Annotated in this window: 26 protein-coding genes; 25 read left to right on the top strand and 1 reads right to left on the bottom strand. The window is 44.2% G+C overall.

Annotation, left to right across the window (positions count from 1 at the left end):
* Positions 1 to 3 precede the first annotated feature (3 nt).
* Both ACPUYX_RS01960 and ACPUYX_RS01965 read left to right on the top strand, forming a co-directional pair.
* Positions 4 to 1,047 carry a class I SAM-dependent methyltransferase gene (locus ACPUYX_RS01960; protein WP_426378060.1) on the top strand — a complete coding sequence of 348 codons (1,044 nt, stop codon included), beginning with the start codon at positions 4 to 6 and terminating at the stop codon, positions 1,045 to 1,047.
* A gap of 73 nt (positions 1,048 to 1,120) precedes the next feature.
* Positions 1,121 to 1,612: a hypothetical protein gene (locus ACPUYX_RS01965; RefSeq protein ID WP_426378061.1), complete on the top strand. Its 492-nt coding sequence runs from the start codon at positions 1,121 to 1,123 to the stop codon at positions 1,610 to 1,612.
* A 67-nt stretch (positions 1,613 to 1,679) separates the two neighbouring features.
* Here the strand turns inward: ACPUYX_RS01965 and ACPUYX_RS01970 are convergent, their stop codons facing one another.
* Positions 1,680 to 2,729, bottom strand: a complete 1,050-nt coding sequence (locus ACPUYX_RS01970; RefSeq protein WP_426378062.1) for a glycosyltransferase — start codon at positions 2,727 to 2,729, stop codon at positions 1,680 to 1,682.
* 850 nt (positions 2,730 to 3,579) lie between these two features.
* On the opposite strand from ACPUYX_RS01970, the gene ACPUYX_RS01975 reads away from it, so the two are divergent.
* The 23 genes from ACPUYX_RS01975 to ACPUYX_RS02085 all read left to right on the top strand — a co-directional run bounded on the left by ACPUYX_RS01975 (position 3,580) and on the right by ACPUYX_RS02085 (position 24,464).
* Positions 3,580 to 5,742, top strand: coding sequence for a chemotaxis protein CheA (locus tag ACPUYX_RS01975; RefSeq protein ID WP_426378309.1), 2,163 nt, complete (start codon positions 3,580 to 3,582; stop codon positions 5,740 to 5,742).
* A gap of 13 nt (positions 5,743 to 5,755) precedes the next feature.
* A complete protein-coding gene (locus ACPUYX_RS01980) occupies positions 5,756 to 6,181 on the top strand; it encodes a chemotaxis protein CheW (protein ID WP_426378063.1) in 426 nt (141 codons plus the stop codon).
* A 1-nt stretch (position 6,182) separates the two neighbouring features.
* Positions 6,183 to 7,367: a protein-glutamate methylesterase/protein-glutamine glutaminase gene (locus ACPUYX_RS01985; protein ID WP_426378064.1), complete on the top strand. Its 1,185-nt coding sequence runs from the start codon at positions 6,183 to 6,185 to the stop codon at positions 7,365 to 7,367.
* 4 nt (positions 7,368 to 7,371) lie between these two features.
* Positions 7,372 to 7,866: a flagellar basal body rod protein FlgC gene (flgC, locus tag ACPUYX_RS01990; RefSeq protein WP_426378065.1), complete on the top strand. Its 495-nt coding sequence runs from the start codon at positions 7,372 to 7,374 to the stop codon at positions 7,864 to 7,866.
* Positions 7,867 to 7,872: 6 nt separating this feature from the next.
* Positions 7,873 to 8,205, top strand: coding sequence for a flagellar hook-basal body complex protein FliE (gene fliE / locus ACPUYX_RS01995; protein ID WP_426378066.1), 333 nt, complete (start codon positions 7,873 to 7,875; stop codon positions 8,203 to 8,205).
* Between the two features lie 123 nt (positions 8,206 to 8,328).
* Complete coding sequence (fliF, locus tag ACPUYX_RS02000) at positions 8,329 to 9,918, top strand: flagellar basal-body MS-ring/collar protein FliF (RefSeq protein ID WP_426378067.1); 1,590 nt, start codon at positions 8,329 to 8,331, stop codon at positions 9,916 to 9,918.
* Positions 9,919 to 9,924: 6 nt separating this feature from the next.
* Positions 9,925 to 10,935 carry a flagellar motor switch protein FliG gene (gene fliG / locus ACPUYX_RS02005; protein ID WP_426378310.1) on the top strand — a complete coding sequence of 337 codons (1,011 nt, stop codon included), beginning with the start codon at positions 9,925 to 9,927 and terminating at the stop codon, positions 10,933 to 10,935.
* Entirely contained in the window at positions 10,925 to 11,791 is an 867-nt protein-coding gene (locus ACPUYX_RS02010) for a FliH/SctL family protein (RefSeq protein WP_426378068.1), read from the top strand. Before fliG ends, ACPUYX_RS02010 begins: the two co-directional genes overlap by 11 nt.
* A complete protein-coding gene (gene fliI, locus ACPUYX_RS02015; RefSeq protein ID WP_426378069.1) occupies positions 11,748 to 13,049 on the top strand; it encodes a flagellar protein export ATPase FliI in 1,302 nt (433 codons plus the stop codon). The genes ACPUYX_RS02010 and fliI overlap by 44 nt, the downstream gene beginning before the upstream one ends.
* 67 nt (positions 13,050 to 13,116) lie before the next feature.
* Positions 13,117 to 13,572 carry a flagellar export protein FliJ gene (locus ACPUYX_RS02020; protein WP_426378070.1) on the top strand — a complete coding sequence of 152 codons (456 nt, stop codon included), beginning with the start codon at positions 13,117 to 13,119 and terminating at the stop codon, positions 13,570 to 13,572.
* Between the two features lie 15 nt (positions 13,573 to 13,587).
* Positions 13,588 to 13,788: a flagellar FlbD family protein gene (locus ACPUYX_RS02025; RefSeq protein WP_426378071.1), complete on the top strand. Its 201-nt coding sequence runs from the start codon at positions 13,588 to 13,590 to the stop codon at positions 13,786 to 13,788.
* Between the two features lie 8 nt (positions 13,789 to 13,796).
* Entirely contained in the window at positions 13,797 to 14,225 is a 429-nt protein-coding gene (locus ACPUYX_RS02030) for a flagellar basal body-associated FliL family protein (protein ID WP_426378072.1), read from the top strand.
* Between the two features lie 34 nt (positions 14,226 to 14,259).
* A complete protein-coding gene (gene fliM / locus ACPUYX_RS02035; protein WP_426378073.1) occupies positions 14,260 to 15,258 on the top strand; it encodes a flagellar motor switch protein FliM in 999 nt (332 codons plus the stop codon).
* The gene (gene fliY / locus ACPUYX_RS02040; RefSeq protein WP_426378074.1) at positions 15,248 to 16,444 is read left to right on the top strand and encodes a flagellar motor switch phosphatase FliY; all 1,197 of its coding nucleotides are present in this window, start codon (positions 15,248 to 15,250) and stop codon (positions 16,442 to 16,444) included. The genes fliM and fliY overlap by 11 nt, the downstream gene beginning before the upstream one ends.
* A 133-nt stretch (positions 16,445 to 16,577) precedes the next feature.
* Positions 16,578 to 16,925, top strand: a complete 348-nt coding sequence (locus ACPUYX_RS02045; protein ID WP_088229048.1) for a response regulator — start codon at positions 16,578 to 16,580, stop codon at positions 16,923 to 16,925.
* A 2-nt stretch (positions 16,926 to 16,927) separates the two neighbouring features.
* The gene (locus ACPUYX_RS02050) at positions 16,928 to 17,398 is read left to right on the top strand and encodes a FliO/MopB family protein (RefSeq protein ID WP_088228602.1); all 471 of its coding nucleotides are present in this window, start codon (positions 16,928 to 16,930) and stop codon (positions 17,396 to 17,398) included.
* Positions 17,398 to 18,165, top strand: coding sequence for a flagellar type III secretion system pore protein FliP (gene fliP, locus ACPUYX_RS02055; protein WP_426378075.1), 768 nt, complete (start codon positions 17,398 to 17,400; stop codon positions 18,163 to 18,165). Before ACPUYX_RS02050 ends, fliP begins: the two co-directional genes overlap by 1 nt.
* Before the next feature lie 18 nt (positions 18,166 to 18,183).
* Entirely contained in the window at positions 18,184 to 18,456 is a 273-nt protein-coding gene (fliQ, locus tag ACPUYX_RS02060) for a flagellar biosynthesis protein FliQ (RefSeq protein WP_088228600.1), read from the top strand.
* A 37-nt stretch (positions 18,457 to 18,493) separates the two neighbouring features.
* Complete coding sequence (fliR, locus tag ACPUYX_RS02065; RefSeq protein ID WP_426378076.1) at positions 18,494 to 19,273, top strand: flagellar biosynthetic protein FliR; 780 nt, start codon at positions 18,494 to 18,496, stop codon at positions 19,271 to 19,273.
* Entirely contained in the window at positions 19,270 to 20,319 is a 1,050-nt protein-coding gene (gene flhB, locus ACPUYX_RS02070; RefSeq protein WP_426378077.1) for a flagellar biosynthesis protein FlhB, read from the top strand. The genes fliR and flhB overlap by 4 nt, the downstream gene beginning before the upstream one ends.
* 84 nt (positions 20,320 to 20,403) lie before the next feature.
* The gene (gene flhA / locus ACPUYX_RS02075) at positions 20,404 to 22,461 is read left to right on the top strand and encodes a flagellar biosynthesis protein FlhA (RefSeq protein ID WP_426378311.1); all 2,058 of its coding nucleotides are present in this window, start codon (positions 20,404 to 20,406) and stop codon (positions 22,459 to 22,461) included.
* Positions 22,451 to 23,605: a flagellar biosynthesis protein FlhF gene (gene flhF / locus ACPUYX_RS02080; RefSeq protein WP_426378078.1), complete on the top strand. Its 1,155-nt coding sequence runs from the start codon at positions 22,451 to 22,453 to the stop codon at positions 23,603 to 23,605. Before flhA ends, flhF begins: the two co-directional genes overlap by 11 nt.
* The gene (locus tag ACPUYX_RS02085; protein WP_426378079.1) at positions 23,598 to 24,464 is read left to right on the top strand and encodes a MinD/ParA family protein; all 867 of its coding nucleotides are present in this window, start codon (positions 23,598 to 23,600) and stop codon (positions 24,462 to 24,464) included. The genes flhF and ACPUYX_RS02085 overlap by 8 nt, the downstream gene beginning before the upstream one ends.
* The last annotated feature ends 58 nt before the right edge of the window (positions 24,465 to 24,522 follow it).

Here is a 24,522-nt window from a genome sequence, read left to right on the forward strand (position 1 = left end):
TGAGTGATTAAGAAGTATAGTAAATCATTTCAAGATATATTAAAACTTAAGGAAAACTTTTTCACCGAGGATAACAAACTCGCTTCTGATAGTATCGTGTTAGCTAATAAATACAAACAACAGGAGAAAAGGACTACTTGTAAGAATTGTAGCTTTCCATTAGAAAAAAATCCTCTTTTTAATAAACAAGGAATTGATTATTTTTTATGTTCAAATTGTAATCATTTAAACGGGGGATTTGAAGATTCGGAAGAATACGTAAGGGATGTTTATGTTGATGAAATTACAAACTACTCAAACTTTTATATCGAAAAAAATAAGAAGACGTACTGGGAAAGGGTCGAAAAAATATATAAACCTAAGGTGCTTTTTCTTTTAGAATGCTTACATGATATTCATATAGATCCATCGGATTTATTGTTTTCCGAGATAGGTGCTGGGGCGGGATATTTTTTGTCAGCATTAAAAGGAGAACTACCAGATAGTAGTATGATTGGTTACGAGGTATCTTCAAGGCAAGTAGCTCTAGCCAATAATATGCTTGGAAAGGAATTAGTCAATAATATACAAATAGATAAGCTTATAGATTTAATTAGAATGGAAGAAGCTGATGTCCTTGTAATGATAGGTGTCTTAGAGCATTTATCAAACCCAAGGGAAGTTTTAAATGAAATTGTTAAGAATAACAGGATTAAATTTTTTTACTTATCGGTACCTCTCTTTTCGTTCTCGGTTTTTTTTGAATTGATAAATCAAGGCCATTTTAATCGGCAACTATCTGGTGGGCACACTCATCTATATACGCGAGAGTCTATAGAGTATTTTTGTAAAGAATTTGGATTCTGTGTTGCTGGCGAATGGCAATTTGGTGCTGATGTAATGGACCTATTTAGATTTATTTATTTGGAAATGGAGAAGGTTGGCGCAAATAAAGGAGCCAAAGATTATTTCTCAAATAAATTTGTTCCGATTCTTGATCAATTGCAGGAAGTACTTGACAAAACTGACTTTTCTTCAGAAATCCATCTTCTTTTGATGAAGAAATAGTCCATGGAAACTAGCAAAAACAATATTGCTACAAGGTAAAAATAGTACTCACAAAAGGAGATAAGTAACCACGATGGACTTAGAAATTGATAATCAATGCCAGGACATCAGGGAGAAAATGAGTGCTAATCTCGCTCACTTTAAAGCAATGCTAGAGTTAAGCCAACAACTTAATTCGGAGTCGATTGATACTGAGGTAGAGTTATTTAATGAGTTTTTGAAACAGCGACAAGATATGATCAAAGAAATTGATCAAGTAAATCAAGAGATTAATTTTCTCCAGACTAGAATTAATCACAAAATTGGCCTGGAACATTTTAATTTGGATTCTGTCCAATCATATATTTCAGGAGATCTCTATGAACAGCTTAGCAATCAATATAGTCTGATAAAAGATGTTATCCAGCAAATTCAAGCTCTAGATAAAGAGTACACGAAGAATGCTGAAGTGGAGAAAGAAGCGGCTAAACTCAAGCTTCTACGGTTTAAAAGTATTATACGTCAAGGTAAGTCCTATCAGAATACCAATAAACCTGAAGCTAGGTTTATTGATAAACAAAGATAGAGACGTGGGAATATTTAAACACCCTTTTTTTCTTATCACCCTACTCAACTCATTTATCCAAATTTATCTAGGTACTAAGCAATTCCCTATTAGCAGCCACTTCCGGGCTATCCGGCTTATAAATGCCGGCCATATCATTATATTTCGCCGCCTCGGCAAGATCACCCAGCTCAAGGAAACAACGACACAATTGCAAATTGGGTATAAATTGGACGTAATTTATGGACAAGTCGGCAGATGCCGCTGTTGCCGCCGTATAGTACCAATAGACAGCCTCATTATAGTCGTTTTCTTTCATATAATAGCTGCCTAATTCACAGCAGATCTCAGCACTGGCAGCTCCTTGAATGTTTTTAGCTGCTATTTTAAAGAGATTATAGCTATCTGATTTTAAGTTATAGTACCGAGCTAAAACACAGTGAGACAGTCGAATATCATCTTTATTCATAGTTGGTAAAGATCTGTTAAAATATTCAAAGGCATTATAGAAATCTTCCTCAGTGCCGGCGATAAGTAATTCCCGAGCGTACATCATATGTAATCTTGAATTTAAGACAGTATTTTTAGCGGTGAGGTTCTGGAGATGTGTAAGGTCACGTGAGGCATGGCTGGTTAGAGGTTTATGCGTAATAAGAATGTCGGATTTCATTGAGTTTAAGCGACAATCTACGATTTCATGAATGGGGTCGATCCACTTAAAGGATCTAACCCGCTTAAATAGTTTTGGCCGATATTCTACATCAAAATTATAGGTGCTGCCTTTCTCTAACTGATTGCCGTATTTCATTTCTACAATTTCTACGTCTGTGTCAAGGGTGGACTTTAAGCGTTTAAACTTTTCCCTGTTATTCTCGTCGATCAGCTCATCGGCATCGGCTGCGTAAATATAATCCATGGTGGCTTTGGAGAAAGAAAAGTTTCTGGCTGCAGAAAAGTCGTCGATCCACTCGAAATCATAAATCTTAGATGTATACTGGCGGGCAATTTCTTTAGTGTTATCGACTGATCCTGTATCAACAATAACAATTTCGTCGGCAATTTCATTTATGCAATTGAGGCACCTGGCAATTAGCTGCTCTTCATTCCTTACGATCATGCAAACACTGAGTGTAATCATGCTTTTATCCCCTTATCCATTAGAACCTTGAAATTTCTTATTAAATTTAAGCTCCGTTGCTATTGTAACATGCGCAAAAAGTAATACAACTGTATTTGGGGATTTAGAATAAAAACTCAAATTGTTTTGATTATGTTATTTTGGACATATCATTAAATATATCATTAAATATATTCATAATTAAAGGGAAGGTGAACAAATCAATTTCATAATTTCAAATCTCTAATATCTAGCCACTATATATAGCTGCATCTCGCCAAATGCCGCAATATATAGTGGCTAATTTTATTATAAAGTATTTAAGTAATTGATTCGAATAAATAAGTTATTTAAAAAATGATTATGTGAAATCCGAAACCGTTACATACTCATTTTTACAATTATGGTACTTTCTTTCTGCAGTATTCCTGAAAAATTTGTCGAAAAAGCTATATACGGAAAACAAAGTAGATGCTAGAATTAGTCTAACTAAAAAAGTAATAATGATTTCGAAAAATACAAATTTACGGTCTTATCTATTGGTGTATTGATTTCTTGAAAGATGCGACCTGCAATATGGAATTATACCCAAAGGTCCTATATAACAGGATGCGAAAAAAGGTTTATTATTAATTCGAGCTATCATATTTAGGAAATTCATAAGGATATGTGGAGGAGTATGATAAATGATGGCGAATAAAAGTATCTGAGTTAATAATTTAAATAGAAGAGACATATTATAGAAGGAACATATCTAATCCACAAGATATGTGTCGATAACTGGTGATATACAATGGCTGCAATGTCTCGGATTCGGAAATAGAGAGAAGTTATTAACTGTGGAATAACCTGAATGATTGAGGTGACATGGATGAGCCAGGATGATGACAAAAACCAAGGGGTTGAGTTAGGGGAATTTTTAGATTTTTATTTATTGGATTCTCAGGAGCAGATTGAAAGGCTCGGAGCAGGGTTATTACAATTGGAAAAAGAGGGCGGAAATATTGGCTTAATTAACGATCTTTTTCGTTCGGCACACAGTTTGAAGGGTGCTTCGGGTACGATGGGGTTTACCCCAATTGTTGAAATTACCCATGCTGCCGAGGACTTATTGGATCGCTTGAGACAGGGGAAAATTGATGTCTCCTTGGAAATGATTGATGTTCTGCTTGCTGTGACTGACAGGGTCAAAGCTATGCTGGAACAGGTTGAGAAGCGTCAAGGGATTACATATGGATCTGAGGATTTGGTGAATTCTATGAGAGCCTTATTAAATGGGGAAGCTCCTGCCGCTGCAGAGAAAACCGAACCAGTCCCTGCTCATGAAGAGGAAACGCAAGCCAATTTTGTACCTATTGACTTTTCTCTTAGTGAGCAGGAACGTGAAAAAGTTAACGATGCCCATGGTATGGGTCACGGTGTTTATGAACTTGATATCAAGCTCTCCCCTAATACTCTCATGAAGGCAGTTCGTGCCGTGATGTCCATCCAACGGCTTGAAGGAATGGGGAAGGTCATAAAGATTCTTCCGAGTGTTGAAGAGTTGGAAGCAGGACAGGGTGATGGCTTTTCAATTCTCTTTTTGAGTGATGAACCCAGTGAAGAGATTCGAAAAGAGGTTTTAGAAATCACCGACGTAACAAGTGTTACAATTTTCCCCTATGTAACGGCGGAAAGTATCGTAAAAGAACCGAAAATTTCGAATAACGAAATTGTTAATCATGAAACCGTAAACAATGAAACTGTTAAACAGAGTGTGCCTGTTAGCCCTAATGAACAAAGTAAATCTGCAGCAGCGCCGGCTGTTCCTGAACAAGCCCAAACGCATGGGGAAAGCAGCACTCAAGTTCATACAATTCGTGTTGATACGGTAAGAATGGATAATCTTATTAACCTCGTTGGTGAGATGGTTATTACTCGGACCAGATTGGTGCAAATTGGCTTAGACTTAAAATCTCAATACAGCACGGACCCTATGGTAAATAATTTAAATGAGGCGAATGTTTACTTAGGGCGGTTAATGAATGATCTGCAAGAAAGTGTTATGCGTCTACGCATGGTCGCCATTGGAACAGTCTTCAATCGTTTCCCGCGCTTGGTACGGGATCTGGCCAAAAAGACGGGTAAGGAAATCGATCTCGTGTTAAAGGGTGAAGATACTGAACTTGACAAGACTGTCGTTGAAGTCATCGGCGATCCTCTCATGCATCTCATCCGCAACTCGGTGGACCATGGTATTGAATCTCCGGAAGAACGCCGAGCGGCAGGGAAACCGGTTCACGGAACAGTTACCTTGGATGCGTATCATGATGGAAACCATATCGCTATTCTCATCTCCGATGACGGAGGCGGGTTAGATCTTGACAAAATTAAGGCTATAGCACTTTCCAAGGGCCTTATCAATGAGCGGGAGGAACTCTCTGAAAATGACATTGCCAATCTCATTTTCTTGCCCGGTTTTAGTACGGCGGATAAAGTCACTGACATTTCCGGGCGGGGCGTGGGCATGGATGTTGTGAAAAAGGCCTTGAATAATCTCGGAGGAATGGTCGATATTACAACCCGCAAAGGTAAGGGAACAACTTTTACAATTCGTCTGCCCTTGACTTTAGCGATCATACAAGCTCTGCTTGTGGAGGTACGGGATGAGATATATGCTGTTCCGCTGTCCTCGGTTCTTGAGACTTTGCTGGTTAACCGTTCGGACATTAAGACTGTAGGCGGTTTGCAGATGGTTCAGCTGCGCGGCAACACCTTGCCTTTGATTTCTTTGCAAGAAAAGTTTGGCCTTCCGGATGTAGAAGCTCCTAATAATGAGGTTTTTGTTGTTGTTGTGGGCTTTGGGGACAAAGCGCTGGGACTTATTGTTGATGAGTTGCGCGGACAACAGGAAGTTGTTATCAAGTCCCTGGGCGATTTCCTTAATAACTTGCCCGGAATTGCTGGCGCAACAATTTTAGGGGATGGCAAAGTCACGTTGATTCTTGATATAGGATCTCTTCTGCAAGACGTTTTAGTTACGAGAAAAATCTAAGGGGGAGAAAAGCATGGCTGAAGAACAATTAGTAACATTTAATTTAGGTTCTGAAGAATTTGGCGTTGATATTATGCGCGTTCAGGAGATTATTCGTATTCCGCCGATTACGCGGGTGCCTAATGCCCCGGTCTATGTGGAAGGCGTCATAAATTTACGGGGGAACGTGATCCCGGTCGTGAGCCTGTCCACTCGTTTCGGCATGACTCGTGCAGAAGAAACGGATCTTAGCCGAATTATTGTGGTCCAAGTACAATCTAAAGTCTTCGGAATTCGTGTGGATGCCGTAACGGAAGTTTTACATTTAGATAGTGACAGCATTGAACCCCCGCCGCCGATAGCGGTAGGTGTCGATTCCCAATTCATTCGCGGTGTTGGGAAAACTGGTGAGCGTTTACTCATCCTTTTAGAACTCGACCAAATTATGGGCGGGGATTAATATGAGTGAAAGGCCAAATACATCCGTTGGGGTGCTGATCGTTGATGATTCGCCATTCATGCGTTTGACCTTACAAAAAATCCTTAATCAAAGCCCAAATATAAAGGTTTTAGATACTGCACGAGATGGGCGTGAAGGAGTTTTGAAAATCCAATCCCTTCGTCCACAGGTAGTTACCATGGATGTCGAGATGCCTGTAATGGATGGCCTCCAGGCTTTAGACGAGGTTATGCGCTGGCAGCCGACGCCGATAATCATTTTGAGTTCTGTGACAACAGAAGGTGCGCAAGCTACGTTAAAGGCTCTGGATTTAGGGGCCGTGGATGTGGTTGCTAAGCCGACAGGGACACAAGGAAATGATCTCCAGGCACTGTCGCGTGATTTAATTGAAAAAGTATTAGCAGCCGCCGGTGTTAATCCTTCGCGTCTTGGACGGAAGGGATTAACTATTAGTTCCGGAGTTTCCGGGTACAAAGGGCCTGTTAATCAAACGCCTGGCAGAAAGGCTGAATCTTCGGCCATCCCGCAAGCGGGTATTCTTCCGGCTAGGGGACAAGCTCCCCGCTCAGTTGGCATGGGAAAAAGTTTCTCTTTGCCTAAGCATGGGGTTGAGATTGTGGCGATTGGAACCTCCACGGGGGGGCCGTCGGCCTTACAAACGGTCCTTCCTTCTCTGCCCGCTAATTTTCCGGTACCTGTACTTGTAGCCCAACATATGCCGGCAGGTTTCACAGGTCCTCTGGCCCAACGCCTAAACGGACTTTGCCCATTAAATGTCAGGGAAGGCATTCACGGGGAAGTTCTCAAAGCCGGTACAATTTATGTTGCACCGGCTGGGAAGCAAATGCAAGTCCAGCGTAAGTCGGGTCAGCTTGTTCTTAATATTGGAGATGAAGCACCAATCCCTACACTTTATCATCCCTCTGTGGATGTTATGCTGCTTTCTTTGGCGAAGTCTGTAGGCAAAGGAACTCTAGGAGTCATCATGACCGGTATGGGCAATGATGGGACTAAGGGAATGAAAGAAGTTAAGGCTTTAGAAGGATTTTCTATTGCAGAATCTGAGGAGACTTGTGTCGTTTATGGTATGCCCAGGTCTGTTGTTGAAGCCGGCTTAGCTGATCGAATCGTACCGCTTGGTGAGATCGGACGGACAATTGTGGAGTGTGTTATGAAAAGGGGGTAAGGAAATGAGCCTGTTTGGTTCGATGGATATCAGCTCTTCCGGGCTGACTGCCCAACGCTTGCGTATGGATTTGGTTTCGAATAATATAGCCAACATTAATACAACTCGAACGGGACAGCTGACTCCTGCCGGGAATCCTATACCCTATCAGCGGGAAGTGGCTGTGTTTGTCCCGCGTTCCCCGGCAGCATCGTTTTCTGAAGTGCTTGGAGAAACAATGGGCGGGCAAAATGTTGGCAATGGAGTAGAGGTCTCCAGTATTAACAGTGTTCCGGATACAGAGGCCCCCTTTCGTTTAGAGTACAACCCGGATTCGCCGGACGCTGCCAAAGTGGCCGAACCCGGAATTCCTGTGGGGTATGTACGAGAACCAAATGTGAATATTGTAACAGAAATGGTAGACATGATTTCGGCATCCAGGGCCTATGAAGCAAACGTTACCGCCCTTAATGTCAGTAAGTCAATGGCTTCTAAAGCCTTAGAAATTGGAAAGGGGTAAGATTAAATGAGCATTTCGATAGCGCCTATTTCGTCGCCAGGAATCCTGAATCCGATTTCTTCGGCAAGTACTGAGAATAATACCGCCCTTCCTTCAGGAGATGGGGCTCAAAAGGCGGGAACGGATTTCGCGAAGTTTTTGAACGATGCTTTAGGACAGGTCAATGCTCTTCAGGACAATGCAGACAAAGCCAGCCTGCAGCTCGCGTCGGGTCAGATCCAAGACGTGTCGACAGCCATGGTGGCCTTGGAAAAAGCCAATCTGTCCTTATCTTTGACCGTTGAAGTTCGTAATAAAGTCCTTGACGCCTACCATCAAATTATGAATATGCAGATGTAAATGTAATTTAAAATGTAAAACAAAGATGTTCTTATTTATTTAATACGTATGGAAGCAGAGATTTTGGTGGGTGTTAAGGAAAATATTTTATATTTTTTAATTTTAAGGAAAGGAGTGTGAAGAATGGATTATTCTTGGGCCGGGATTAAGACCTCGGTAAAGAATTTTTGGGATAAGCTTTCTCGGCCACAGAAAGTAATCACGGTTGTTGCTCCTCTTTTGGTCTTGATTGCGCTGGTGTCCTTACTTGCGTGGGCGAGCCGTCCGCAATATGTAGCTATTTTTACAAAACTTAGCGACACGGATGCCGGAGCAATAACGACGAAGCTTAAAGACTTGAAAGTTAATTACCAATTAGCTGATAACGGCTCCACAATTATGGTTCCTCAACAGTCAGCTGCAGACGTCCGCTTAGAACTGGCTAACGCCGGACTTCCCCAAAACAGCAAATTTAGTTTTGATTATTTAGACACAATGCACCTCGGTGAAACTGATGCCGACCGCAAATTGCGCTACACCCTTGGCTTACAAAACGAATTAGAGACTACGTTAAAAATTCTGAATGGTGTACAAGATGCTCGAGTTCAATTAGTCATGCCTGATGACTCACTATTTGCCGATAATCAAAAAGCGGCGACCGCATCGGTAACTCTTAAAATCGCTCCCGGAAATAAACTGAGCGATGATCAAGTTCGTGCGATCGCTAATCTTATTGCAGGATCAGTTGAAGGGCTGCAGCCGGCTAATGTGACGATTGTGGATACTCAAGGCAATGTCCTCTCAGATGTTCTTGGTAAAAGCAATGATCCTAATCGTCTCACAGGAAATCAGTATCAGCTGGAACAAACCTTGGAGGAAAACACACGGAAATCTGTTCAAAGTATGCTGGATAGGGTACTGGGTCCAAATGCGGCAATCGTTAGGATCAATGCGGTATTGGATTTTGATCAAATCAAACGTACCAAACAAACTTATGGCCCCGGCGCAGTCGTAAGTCAGCAAAATTCCACGGAAAATACTACGAACGGTTCTGCGGCCGGCGGGACACCAGGTGTGACGGCAAATGGGGCCCCTACCTATCAAACGGCGACACAGGGGGTATCGTCTTCAACCAAAACAACGAACACAATTAATAACCAAGTTGATTCCAGCCAAGAAGAACAGGTGGTGAGCCCAGGGGCAATAAAACGCCTTTCCGTGTCAGTGATGGCGGATTCCTCAGTCGTTACCCAGAACCAACTTAATCAAATCAAGACGATCGTGGCATCTGCCGCCGGGATTGACCTAACTCGAGGAGATCAAATTCAGGTAGCTGCCCTTCCCTTTAATAATTCTGATTTGGATCAAGCAAAACAGGCCATGGCAAGTGCACAGCAACGGCAGCAAATGATGACCTACGCCGGAATCGGGGTCGCTGTTTTACTTGGCTTAGCAACACTTATTGCCTTTCTGGTCAGACGAGCAAAGAAAGCCCGTGCGGATAGAATATTAGGCATGAATGGTGAACAACCGGTAACTCTCGCTGATGCCGAATTAATGATGTCACAAGAGTTACTGGAGCAAGAGGCGAAGGCCAAAATGGCAAAGAAACAGGTAAAAACTGAGGAAGAGATCCTCATGCAACAAACGAAAGAGGCCGTTGAACAATATTCGCAGAATAATCCGGCTGAAGTCGCTCGTCTTGTTAAGACCTGGTTAGCAGAGGAGAGTTAGATGACAATGGCTCAAGCACAGCCTTTAACGGGAATCCAAAAAGCAGCAATTCTGATGATTTCCTTAGGATCACAGAATTCTGCTAGAATAGTGCAAAATCTCAGCGAATTAGAAATTGAAAAATTGACGTTGGAAATGTCTAATGTGGGTAAAATTACGCCGGAACAGAGGGATGAAGTTATCGAAGAATTTCACCAGATGTGTTTGGCAAATGATTATATTTCTCACGGGGGTGTAGATTACGCGCGGGAAGTGTTGGAACGGGCCCTTGGGGAGTCGAAAGCCAATGAGATTATCAGCCGTCTGGCAAGTAATCTGAAAATGCGCCCCTTTGATTTGGTGCGGCGGACGGATCCAAAACAACTGTTCTCCTTTATCCAAGGTGAGCACCCTCAGACGATTGCCCTTATTATGACTCATCTCCCTGTCGATAAGGCAGCAACCTTACTGGCCAGCCTTAGCCAAGAACGACAGGCAGATGTGGCGAAGAGAATTGCGATTATGGGGCGGACGAGCCCTGACGTGCTCAAAGAAATCGAGAAAGTTCTGGAACGGAAGATTTCCAGTCTGGCCCCGACGGATTATACAAGTTCCGGTGGAATCCAAAATATTGTTGATGTTCTTAACCGGACGGATCCCGGAACGGTTAAAGTGGTTATGGATGCTTTGGAACAAGACGATCCGGAGTTAGCAGAACAAATCAAACGACAAATGTTTGTCTTTGAAGATATTATCACTCTTGATGATCGCGGTATTCAAATGGTCTTACGTGAAGTAGATACAAAGGACTTGGGCTTGGCGCTGAAAGGGAGCAATCCCGAAGTTGTGGAAAAGGTTATGGCCAATATGTCCTCTAGGGCCGGACAGATGCTGCGGGAAGATATGGAATTTATGGGTCCGGTTCGACTGCGGGATGTAGAAGAAGCTCAGCAGCGTATCGTCAAAGTAATCCGCAAACTGGAAGAGGGCGGCGCGATCGTTATTTCAAGAGGAGGCGCAGACGAAATTGTTTACTAAAGCAGGCATCGTAAAAAGTTGGGATGTCGAGGTATCTACGCCGCATCTTGTGAAATGGACTCCGAAAGTTGTCCATGCTGATCCTATTTTAAAAGACGTAAGCGGTGATGATCAGACAGCCCAGAGTTCGGTTGAGGATGAACTTCCAGAGTCTTCCCTTACGTCTGAAACGCAAGAGGCTATCAGGGTATCACTGGACCAAGCAAAGAAGGAAGCTCAGGAGATCAAGGCTAAGGCAGAAACTGAAGCTCAAGAGATACTGAAACGAGCCGAGGCCGAAGCTGAGACTATTCTTTCCCAAGCCCAAAATGAGGTGGAACGTTTACGCTCTGAGGTTATACAGTCAGTGAGGGCCGAAGTCTATCCTGCCGCCAAAGCAGAAGGGTATCAAGCGGGGATGGCGGAAGGCCAGGCTGAGGGGAGCCGTCTGTCCCAAAACGCAAACATGCTCTTGCAGTTGGCTCAGCATGCTGTCCAGGAGGAATATGCTAAAGTTGATGCCGAGCTGTTGCATCTGGCGATAAAAATTGCTGAACGCATCGTAAGATCAGCCTTGACAGTGGAGCCCCAAAAAATGCTAAGCACGATTCAAGCTCTCGCCCTCTTGCCACAGGAACGCCAAGGATGGATTCTTCATGCAGCGAAAGAAGATGCCGGCTGGCTTCAGGAATATCAATTACCTTGCCCGTGGATTGTCGATGAATCGTTAAATCAAGGTGATTGCTTTCTGGAGTGTCAGGAAGGAATCTTTGATGCCCGACTGAATGCCCAATTAGATAAATTGGAGCACATCTTACGAGAGGAGTTCAACTATGGGAGCCTGGACCTTAATGACTCAAAAGGTGGGGCAGCTTGACCCGATCTCGGCTCAAGGACGGGTTTCCAAAATTGTGGGCCTGATGATTGAGTCAGCCGGACCAAGAGTTAGTGTCGGCGAATATTGTCATATCCTTACCTACAACGGACAGGAGATTCCGGCTGAAGTTGTTGGTTTTCGGGATTCAACCGCTCTTCTTATGCCCTTAGGAGAACTTGAAGGGATTGCTCCGGGTGATCGTGTGATCCCTCAAAAGCAAAGGCTGACAGTTTCTGTGGGTCCCGAACTTTTGGGACGTATTCTCGATGGATTGGGGCAGCCCATTGATGGACGGCCACTGAAGACGGAAACTCCATATCCTTTGCAGAATAAGCCGCCGAACGCTCTTCTGCGTCCGCGGATTACCGATATACTTAGTGTCGGCGTCAGGGCCATTGATGGACTACTTACGATTGGCCGCGGGCAGCGGATGGGAATTTTTGCAGGTTCCGGAGTAGGCAAAAGTACCTTGCTGGGTATGATGGCCCGGAATACTGCAGCTGATGTTAATGTGATTGCTCTGGTAGGAGAACGTGGCCGTGAACTGCGGGATTTTATCGAAAAAGATTTAGGACCTGAGGGTTTGGCGCGATCCGTAATTATCGTTGCAACGTCAGATCAGCCGGCTTTAGTCCGCTTAAAGGCTGCCTTCACTGCTACAGCTGTTGCCGAATATTTTCGTGATCGAGGCAAGGACGTACTCTTAATGATGGACTCTGTAACTCGCTTTGCTATGGCTCAGAGGGAAGTGGGGCTTACTGTCGGTGAACCTCCCGCGACTCGGGGATATCCCCCTTCAGTCTTTGCGCTCCTGCCTAAATTATTAGAACGATCCGGGATGGCAGAAAAGGGGAGTATTACGGGGATTTATACGGTGCTGGTTGACGGAGACGATCATAATGAGCCTATCGCCGATTCTGTGCGCGGAATTCTTGACGGACATATCGTGTTAACCCGGGAACTGGCTATGCAAAATCATTATCCTGCCATTGATATTTTACAATCGGTAAGCCGGGTTATGAACGATGTGACCAGCCCCTTCCATAAGGAGTTAGCCTCACGATTGCGGGAACATTTGGCAGTTTACCGGGATGCTAAGGATTTGATTGATATTGGAGCGTACACTTCAGGGAGCAATGACAAAATTGATTCTGCTGTGGCGCATATAGATCTGATTCAAGGCTTTACCCGACAAGATGTCAGCGAAACCTGCGGATTTAATGATATGATTCAGCATCTCGAGAGAATTTATGCCTAAGTTTAAGAGTTTTAAAGCCTAAGAGAAGGTGATCATTGGCAAAACATTGGCTGAAAGGGTGAAGGAAGTGGCCCGATTCCATTTTCGTTTTGAGGCAAGTCAACGCCTTGCTGATCAACTTCTAGATATGGCTAAGCGGGAGTTTGCGCAAGAGATGCGGCGCTGGCAAGCTTGTGCTGATGCCTTGGCAGCTCAGCGAGACATCTTTAATAATGCTCTAGAAGGTCAGAGGAGTGCGGGGATGCACTCACCGGAAGACCTGGCTATTTGGCAGAACTACGTTTTTGAACAGCGGCGCCGGCTTAAAAACCGAGAAGCAGAGAAATTAGAACAAGAAGAGATTGTGGAGAAGACAAGACATATTTTGATCGAGGCGCATCGTGAAGCGGAGAAATTCCGGCGCCTGAAAGAGAAACAACTTAAGGAATTTCTACAGAAAGAATTACTTAAGGAACAAAAAATCCTCGATGAAACAGGCCAGATTCTTCACTGGCAGCAGAAAAAGCATTCTCTACAGTGCTAACGGAAGGATGAAGCTATGATTTATGTCACGCGCTTAAACGGCAAAGTCTTTGCCTTAAATTGCGACTTGATAGAAACGATGGAAGAAACTCCGGATACGGTTATTACGTTGACGGGTGGAAATAAATACGTGGTATCTGAAAGCATCAAGGTTCTGATTGAACGTATCATTGAGTTTCAGCATAAGTGTCAACAGTTTCCAAGGATTGAGGAGTGATCAAGTTAATGAATCGAAAAACCCTTATTTTCATCATTATAGCTGTTCTCTTGGGGTCAGGAATCGGTGTAGGCGGGACGATTCTTGCTCAGAAAACGATCTTTAAAACTCAAAGTACTGCCAAGGTAAGTCAGCCGAAACAAGACGGACCGCTGCTATCTCTCGGTGAGCTGTTAATCAACTTGCAAGGTGGTGCCATCCTTAGAACGACAATTTCGTTGGAGGTTGTGGACGATAAAGCATTGACAGACCTCAAGGCTAAGACTGCGATTTTAAACGACAAAGTCAACTCGGTATTATTGAACAGACCCCTTGCCGATGTGCAAACTCCTGAAAATCTGGCAAAGTTGAAATCAGAATTGTTGAAGAAACTCAATGACGTTGCAAACGATAAAATTACTGATGTTTTATTTGAGAAAATAGTTTATCAGCAATAACTAGTGCAAATTATCTTATGAGAGGGGGAATTCGATGGGAGACGTCTTATCCCAAAGTGAAATTGATGCTTTGTTGAGTGCACTGTCCGATGGGCAATTGAGCGCTGAAGAGATGCGGACAACTGATAATACGAAAAAGATTCGAGTGTACGATTTTAAGCGTCCGAATAAGTTTTCAAAGGATCAGATTCATTCCCTCCAAAACATTCATGAAAATTATTGTCGCGCACTTACGAACTACCTTTCAGGAAACTTGCATTCGGCCGTTGAAAGTAAAGTTCTTTCCATTGAACAAATCACTTATGATGAATTTATACGTTCTTTACCGAGTCCGACAGTTATGGGGATTTTTACCTTAGAACCGTTGGAGGGAACTGTTTTAATGGAAGTAAGTCCTTCACTTGCTTTCACCATTGTGGATCGAATCCTGGGAGGGCAAGGACAGGCAGTCGAAAAAAACAGAGATTTAACAGAAATCGAAAAGACTCTTGTCGAACATCGTCTTACCCATATGATCAACCTAACCGAGGAGGCTTGGGCTGAAGTTTATGAATTAAAACCGCAATTCATTGCCATGGAGCCCAATCCACAGTTTGTGCAAATCGTTGCTCCTAACGAAATGGTTGTCTTAGTTACCATTGAAGTTACTGTTGGCGATACCGTTGGTATGATTGAAGTATGTTTACCCTATTTGGTGCTTGAACCTATCCTGGAAAAGTTAAGTACCTACTTCCTCTTCTCCACGAAGGCTAAAGTCAGCTCTCCGGAACAAATTGCTGCTATTCGTAAAAAAATCGAATGGGCTAAGGTGGATGTTGTTGCATTTTTGGGTCACTCTGAGATTCTTGTGCGGGATCTCCTCGAATTAGCTGTAGGGGACGTAATTCCTCTCCGGCAGGCTGTGGCGGAGTCGCTTCCAATCTATGTAGGAAAGTACATGAAATTTAAGTCTAATCCGGGACTAAACGGAGACCATCTCGCCATTCAGATTACTGAAGTCATAGAGGAAGGAAGGGAAGAAGATGGGGAATGAGATTCTCTCTCAAGAAGAGATTAACGCGTTGCTGCAAGGGACTTTAGATATCGATTCGAATTCTGCCTCAAAGCCGCCTGAAGACGCTCTAAACGAAATGGAAAAGGATACTCTTGGCGAAATCGCCAACATCTCTATGGGCACTGCAGCGACTACGTTATCAATGCTCTTAGGCAAAAAGGTTGATATTACTACACCGAAAGTTGATATTACAAATTCGGAACAGATTATGAAAGATTATCCTGTTCCATCTGTGATTTGTAATGTCAAATATAAAGAGGGGATCGAGGGTTCCAACCTTTTGATTCTCTCTCAGCAAGATGGGTCAGTGATTGTCGACTTAATGATGGGCGGAGACGGAAAAAATCCGACCCCCGGCTTATCAGACCTCCAGATCAGTGGGATTTCAGAGGCTATGAATCAAATGATGGGGTCTGCAGCCACCTCCATGTCGACAATGTTTAAAGCCACCGTCGATATTACTCCACCTGATTTAGTGCTGAATGATTTGACGGCGAACAACGATGTCATCCATGATATCTTAATTCCTGATGAACCCCTGGTGCGGATTTCGTTCCGAATGATCGTCGAAGATGTTATTGACAGTACTTTGATTCAAGTAATTCCACTTAGTGTTGCGCAAGGAATGGTTAACAAGTTAATGACTGCCATGAGCGGCGGCGCGGCGGCGGCAGCGGCCTCACAATCTGCAGCACCTCCCTTGCAGAGCATGTCTAACCAGGAATCCTATCAAGCTCCGCCGTCGTCACCACCGCCATCACCATCGTCAACTTATGAAGAGACATATCCTCCGGGAGGCTACCCGCCTTATGGGGGTGGACAAATTAGTACTCAAACGAGAAACCAGACCCCGGTTCAACCGGTTCAGTTTGCACCTCTCCAGCAGAGTGTCATGTCGAAGCAGCCTGAAAACCTTAATTTAATTCTCGATGTGCCCTTACAAATTAGCGTCGAATTGGGTCGTGCGAAGAAAACGATTAAAGAGATCCTGGAAATGGGCCCGGGGTCAGTGGTCGAACTTGATCGCTTGGCAGGGGAAGCAGTAGATATGATTGTCAATGGTAAGCTGATCGCTAAATGTGAAGTGGTTGTCGTCAATGAAACCTTTGGTATTCGTATTACCGATATTGTTCAGCCAACGGAACGGATTTCGCTGAAATCTTAGGCAAAAGCATTCTGAGATGATGCCAACCCATACTTGAGAAATGTTTTATCCATAAAACAAATTCACGGTTAGGTAAAATGTTAAAGTTAGTGGATTTTTAATAATAAGGGAGGAAAATTGTGTGAGTTCTGTAATGATCGTTGATGATGCTGCTTTTATGCGTATGATGTTGAAGGATATTTTGACAAAGAATGGGGTTAACGTAGCCGGTGAGGCTGAAAATGGAGCTATTGCTGTGGAAAAGTATATGGAACTGCAACCGGATTTAACAATTATGGACATTACAATGCCGGAAATGGATGGACTTCAGGCTGTTAAGGAAATCATTAAGCGGGATCCGAAAGCTAAGATCATTATGTGCAGTGCTATGGGCCAACAGTCTATGGTTATCGAAGCAATTCAGTCCGGGGCTAAAGATTTTGTCGTCAAGCCCTTTCAAGCTGATCGTGTCGTTGAGGCTGTCACAAAGGCGTTGAAATAGTCATGTTCAACCAAGACCAACCGCTTCCTTCAAGTGGCAGCATTACGCCTGTAGCACAATCCAGCCCCTCCATGTGGGGACTTATAGGAACGTTTGTGGTTTTTCTCTTAATCTTGCTTGTGTCACTTTGGATTATTCGCCGCCTCAACCAAGCGAAGATTCGAAGCCTCAATGCTCCCTGGGCCAGGGTTCTTGACCGCCAGGTCTTAAGTGGACAACAAAGCTTATACCTGGTCGAAATTGCCGGTCAATTACAGGTCTTGGGGGGATCTGACCATCATCTTCTTAAGCTCAGTGAGATTAATGATCCTGAGGTTGCTGCAGAAATTTTGGAAGAGATTGCTTCACGCCCAGTTGAAAAAGTTGAGGGTTGGATTATGAATTTGGCAAAGCTTTGGCGCAGAAGACATCTCCGCCGGAAGGGGATTTTCCCGGAGGAATTAGATCGTTTGCTTGAGGAGGCCGAAAAATAATGCATTCTTCAAACAGACTTCGGAAGTTGTTAGTACGGGGAATTTCTTTGGGTTTAGCTCTGGGTATGGGGATGTTGGCGAATCCGCAAAATGCTTTTGCGGCTGGAGTTACCTTGGATCTTGGAACGTCTACCTCACAGCAAATGGGGACATCTCTGCAACTATTGATGGCCTTGACGGTCTTGACATTGGCACCGTCGATTCTCATGCTGATGACCTCCTTTACACGAATTGTAATCGTGTTGTCTTTTGTCCGCAATGCCCTGGGAACTCAGCAGCTCCCTCCCAACCAGGTTTTAGTGGGATTGGCCTTATTCCTGTCATTCTTTGTTATGGCTCCGACCTGGAACCAGATTAATACCAATGCCATTCAGCCCTATATGAAAAATCAGATTACCCAAACTGAGGCCTTAACCAAAGCTGAGGAACCCCTAAGAGATTTCATGTTTAAGCAGACTCGGGAAAAAGATCTGGAACTTTTCGTAGGTCTGGCTAAAATGGAGCGTCCCAAAACCTATCGCGATATTCCGACCTATGTTCTCATTCCTGCTTTTGTTATCAGCGAATTAAAAACAGCCTTTCAGATGGGATTTGCCATCTTTATTCCCTTTATGGTTATCGATATGATCGTTTCCAGTACTCTCATGTCTATCGGCATGATGATGCTGCCCCCGATGATGATCTCTTTGCCCTTTAAAATACTCCTATTTGTTCTCGTGGATGGTTGGCATTTAGTCGTGCAGTCCCTGGTAACCAGTTTCAAATAAGGAAAAGGAGAACGTGATGTGAGTCAGAATACAGTGCTATATTTAGCCAAAGAAGCTCTCGGAACAGTGATTCTCGTGGGCGGACCTGTCCTTGGCGCCAGCTTGATCGTAGGTCTTTTGGTAAGCATCTTTCAGTCTATGACTCAAATCCAGGAACAAACCCTTTCCTTCATTCCTAAAGTCATTGCTGTAATTGCCGTTCTTCTTCTGCTGGGTCCCTGGATGTTGTCTGTCATCACAGCCTTTACCACTAATTTGCTGAATCAGCTGGCTTCATTTGGGAACTTATAGAGCTTTGAAAATTACGTCTGACACTGGAGGGAAGAAATTGAGTCTAGCACAGATTCTCCAATGGAACCTCTCCTTATTTTTACTGATTCTTTCCCGGTGGGCCGGAATGATAATCTTGGCTCCAGTATTTGGCGCCAGAGGTGTCCCGGCACTTATAAAGCTCAGTTTGGCGGGTTGTTTTACAGTGATTGTTTATCCTTTGATCTTGGCCACCCACCCTACAATTCCCAGTGAACTATTGCCTTACATAGCAGTCGTTGTGAAGGAAATATTTGTGGGACTAGTTATTGGCTATGTTGTTTATTTGCTAACTGCCATTTTCCAAGGTGCAGGGCAGCTTATAGATTTTCAGATGGGTTTTTCGGTAGCATCAGCTATAGACCCGGTTTTTGGGGCACAAAGCCCCATGATGGGTAATTTTCAAATGGTTTTAGTAACGATGCTTTTATTAGCGACGAATGCTCACCATTATCTGATTGCCGCTATGGTCAAGAGTTATGCTTATATCCCCATTAACCCGTCAAAACTGCCTATTGATTATCTCTATTTTACAGGTCTTGTTGTTCATGTTTTCTCTTTATCCGCTCAAATCGCTTTGCCTGTGTTTGGTGCCCTTGTTGTTTCAGATATCGGAGTGGGTCTTTTGATGAGAACTGTGCCGCAATTTAATATTTTTTCGGTCGTTTTTCCCGTAAAGGTCATCTTCGGACTTATTATTTTATTACTTACCATACCCTTTTTTGGTGAAGCTGTTTCTCATCTCTTCAATACCGACATGACCTGGCTTTTGAATCTTTATCAGGGGTGGAAGCAGTGAGTGAGAAAAAACATCCGGCTACTGCCAAACGACGCAGCGAAGCGCGCAAAAAGGGTCAGATTTTCAAGAGTCAGGAAGTTATTTCTTCCTTTATGCTTTTAAGCATTGTGGCGGTTCTTAAGTTCTGGCTTCCAGTAATGCTGCAGCGTATGGCGGAAATCTTCCCTTATGTTTTGAACCTTTCATCCGAATGGACTGCGAGTTCTGTTGCCAGCCTCATGGTTAACCTTCTGTGGATAGGAATTCAAATCGTGGGGCCAATTTTAGCTACAGGCTTAGCCGTTGCTTTGGCGGCCAATTATCTTCAAGTTGGGATTCTTTTCACCTTTGAACCCTTGAAACCGCAGATTTCACGCTTAAGTCCCATCGGTGGCGCGAAACGAATGTTTGGCGTCAAGGCTTGGGTTGAATTAGCGAAATCAATGACAAAAGTGATTCTTATTGGCTATTTCTTATATGCAAGTGTTCGTGACAGACTTCAGATCTATCCTGCTCTTCAGCAACTGGACCTGGGGCAGGGGGCGGTTTATTTAGGTCAGGCTTTGCTGGAACTCGGTTGGAAAATCTCGATTGCCTTTTTCGGTTTAGCGATTTTGGACTATTTGTATCAGCGTTGGGATCATGAAAAACAATTACGTATGTCTCATGAGGAATTAAAACAGGAATTTAAGCAAACCGAGGGTAATCCAGAGATCAAAAGGGAGATCAAGAGAAAACAGCGTGCTTTGGCCTTGAGCAGGATGATGCAGGATATGAAAAAGGCTGATGTTGTCATTACCAACCCGACGCATTTTGCAGTTGCCCTGCGTTATGATTTGAAAGTGCAAAGCGCACCTTTCGTTGTTGCCAAAGGGCAAGATGAAATTGCTTTGCGGATGCGGGAATTGGCCAAAGAATATGGCCTTGTAATCATGGAAAATAAGCCTTTAGCTCGGGCTCTCTACGCTCAAGTGGAGATTGGGCAGGGGATTCCAGAAGAACTTTACAAGGCTGTTGCCGAAGTCCTGGCTTTTGTTTATCGCTTGAAGAAAAGGAAACGAGCATAAGGATGACTGAAATAAAATTGCAGCCCCTTACAGTTTTATTTCAATCATTAATCGTTAAAGGAGGAACCTTTTTTGGCCGTATCGATGAAACGCCGCTTATTAAATAATACGGACGTTATAACAGCAATAGGGATGGTAGGCATCGTGGTCATGATGGTTATCCCTCTGCCGGCAGCCTTATTGGATCTGTTAATTACTCTCAATATTACGGGATCAGTCCTTACTTTAATGATTGCCTTTTTTGCCAAAGAACCTCTTGAGTTCTCTGCTCTCCCGTCCCTTTTATTGACTATGACCTTGTTTCGGCTGTCCTTAAATATCTCGACAACACGCCTTGTACTTCTCGATGGTTATGCCGGACAAGTTATCCAGCAGTTTGGACAATTCGTCATTCGCGGCAATCCGGTTGTCGGTTTTGTCGTCTTCTTTATCCTGGTGATTGTGCAATTTATAGTTATCACCAAAGGGGCTGAACGTGTTTCGGAAGTGGCGGCTCGTTTTACCTTGGATGCTATGCCCGGAAAGCAGATGTCCATTGATGCAGACCTTAACGCCGGGATGATTAACGAACAGCAGGCTCGTGATCGGCGGAAGGGTATACAGCGGGAAGCTGACTTCTATGGTGCCATGGATGGTTCAACGAAGTTCATTAAAGGGGACGCTATCGCCGCTATTATTATTTTGGTTGTTAATATCCTGGGTGGTTTTATCATTGGTGTGGCTATGCAAGGCCTGCCTTTGCTTGAGGCCCTAAACAAATACACGATTCTGACCATCGGAGACGGTCTGGTTTCCCAGATACCGGCACTTTTAATCTCTACAGCGACAGGCCTTGTTGTGACTCGGGCGGCCACAGAAAACAACCTAGGCCAGGATTTGAGCAAACAGTTGTTTCAAAATCCTAAGACACTCTTTATTACAGCCGGAGTTTTGTTAACCTTAGCTCTCCTTGGCTTACCGCCTATCCCCATGATTACCGTGGCAGCCTTGTTGATTTTAGCCGGGTTGGCAATCCGAAAAAATTCCAAGGTCTCTGTTGTTAAGGAAACTGTTGCCGCCCGGGAATCGGAGCTTGCGGAGAGCAAAAAACCGGAAAATGTCCTGAACCTTCTGCAGGTTGACCATATGGAACTGGAACTTGGCTATGCCCTGGTAGCTTTAGTTGATGTTCAGCAGGGGGGAGATTTGCTGGACAGAATCGTGCTGATTCGCCGGCAAATAGCCAGCGAGCTTGGGTTTATTGTCCCGGTGATTCGGGTTCGCGACAATATGAACTTACAGCCTAATCAATATGTCATTAAGATTAGGGGAGCGGAAATTGCTGCCGGTGAGATCCAGGCCGATCATTATATGGCCATGAGCAGCGGGATGGATGACGATGCCATTCCGGGAACGCCGACCAAGGATCCGGCCTTCGGACTTGAGGCGAAATGGATCAATGCCATGTTCCGCGAACAGGCAGAGCTTAAGGGCTGGATGGTTGTTGATGCTCCGACAGTTTTAGCCACCCATCTTACGGAAGTCATTAAAACGAATGCCTGGGAGATTCTCAATCGTCAGGATGTAAAAACGCTTATCGATCATGCCAAGGAACAAGCTCCTGCCGTGGTCGAAGAGCTCATTCCAGACATTCTCAGTCTGGGACAAGTTCAGAAGGTTTTGGCGAACTTGCTGCGTGAAAGAGTTTCCATCCGTGATATGGTGACGATCTTAGAAACCCTGGCTGATCAAGCTCAGACCAGCAAAGATATTGACCGCCTGACAGAACATGTAAGACAGGGATTAGCGCGTCAGATCACCCAGCCCCTGGTCGGTAAAGATAAAACGTTGTCTGTCCTGACATTGGACCCGAAAAGCGAGCAGCAAATTCTCGACAGTATTCAGCCATCAGATTATGGCTCTTTCTTAGCCCTTGATCCGAAGATATTACAAGTCTTTACCCAAAATCTTTCGCGAGAGGTGGAAAAGTTTATGCTTAAAGGGCTTACACCCGTGTTGGTTTGTGCTCCGCTCGTCAGAATTAACATCAAACGAGTTACTGAGCGGCAGCTTCCACATCTCATCGTTCTTTCATATAACGAGTTGGTCCAAGGGATACAAGTTCAAGCAATAGGAATGGTGGGGATGGATCGTGCGAGTTAGGCGGTTTGTAGGTGATAACGTTGCCGAAACCATGGGGAAAGTTAAACGGGAACTTGGATCAGAAGCCGTTATTCTTCAGACCCGCGAATTTCGCGAAGGAGGCTTTCTCGGTTTATTTGGTACGATGAAGGTTGAAATTACGGCAGCTATCGAGGATAAACCGACTCTTGGTCTGGACACTCCAAGATATGAATTTAAGCGCGAGGAGGAAAGAGCAAGCAAAGTTCCTCCCGTTTCAGACACTCCAGGCCAACAGGAAACCTTGCAAAATGATTTGAAGTCCATGCATTTATTATTGGAAAAATTAAATCAGCAGATCGAGGTTCTGGGAGGCGAAAAAAAGGTCTGGCCTTCGGTTCTGCAAAAATGGGCAGATCGTCTCCAAAACCGGGGAGTTAGTGAAGCTTTGATTAAGCGCCTGATCGGAGATGTACAACAAATTCTGCCGGAAGATCAATGGGAAAACGACAGCCAGGTTTACACCCGGATTGAAGCAGAAATGAGACAAATCTGCGGGGCAACGGGTCCGATCCAGGCAGATAGGGAGAAACCACAGGTCGTTGCTCTCATTGGTCCGACAGGCGTCGGTAAGACAACAACGATTGGAAAACTGGCGGCGGGTTTTAGTATTGTTGATAAGCGGAATGTTGCCTTGATCACGGCAGATACTTATCGTGTTGCAGCTGTCGAGCAAATCAAAACCTTTGGTGAGATTATTGGAGTGCCCGTGGATGTCGTGATGACACCCTCTGAACTTCAGGTGGCCATGAACCGACATAAGGATAAGGATTTAATATTTGTTGATACCGCAGGTCGAAGCCCCCACCATGATTTGCACATGTCGGAATTGAGAGCTTTTTTGAAAAAGGCAAATCCTGATTACACAATGCTCGTTATGAGTGCGACGACACAGCTTGCGGATCAGTTAAAGATCTATCAACGTTTCAAAGACTTGTCGACACATTTTATTTTTACGAAGCTCGATGAGACCGAGAGTCCTGGAATGATTTTAAACTTTCTGGATCAGTCAAAACTTCCGACAGCCTATTTGACAAACGGTCAAAATGTCCCGGATGATATTGTTGCTGCTAACTCTAATCGGTTGGTACGCTTTGTGTTTGGAGAGGAGAAGCGCTGTGAATGATCAAGCTAGCGCCTTGCGTAAGTTGGTCTCGCATGAAAAACACGAACAAACGAAAATGAGAGTTCTTGCTATAACCAGCGGCAAAGGAGGGGCAGGGAAAACTAATTTCACGGTTAACGTTGCTTTAGCCTTAGCTGGATACGGAAAACGCGTCATTATTTTTGACGGAGATTTAGGTCTTGCCAATGTTGATATTTCGTTTGGCCTTACAGCTAAGTATACGATTGAGCATTTATTGGCTGGAGAAAAATCCATTGAGCAGATTCTCCTTCCGGGTCCTCAGGGAATCATGATCATTCCGGGCGGAGCCGGAGTCCAGGACCTTGCCAACATGGAAAGAGACAAGATTGCTAATGTAATAACGAATCTTGGACGGCTGGAGGGGTTAGCTGATGTGCTGCTTATAGATACGGGAGCGGGGATTGGGCACACGGTAACCAACTTTCTGAGAGGAGCTGAAGAGATTATCCTCCTGACAACGCCGGAACCTACGGCTTTGATTGATGCTTACGGTGTACTTAAAACCTTGAATAAAGAAGCAATAAATGTACCAACGCATGTTGTTGCCAACAGGGTACGAACAGAAAGTGAAGCACAGGCAACCTTTATGCGCCTGGAAACTGCAGCGAGCAGGTTCCTTCAGGAATCGATTGATTCTTGGGGCTGGGTTTATGATGATCCTTTAATGGGCCGAGCCGTGATGCAGCAGGTTCCTTTGGGAATCGGCTATCCTGAAAGCTCAGCCTATCGCTGCATTCAGTGGATTGCCGGTACGATTATTGGGGCAAGCAATCATCCGCCTCGTCAAGTTGAGGGAATCAAGGGTTTTTTGAGTAAATTGCTTCGCTCCCATTCGTAAGGCCAAGTCAATAGTTTTGATTTTATGTTATTGAACCTTGATTTCTAAAGGGGGGAAT

Source organism: Desulfosporosinus sp. SYSU MS00001, from assembly GCF_049943955.1.
Lineage (GTDB): Bacteria > Bacillota > Desulfitobacteriia > Desulfitobacteriales > Desulfitobacteriaceae > Desulfosporosinus.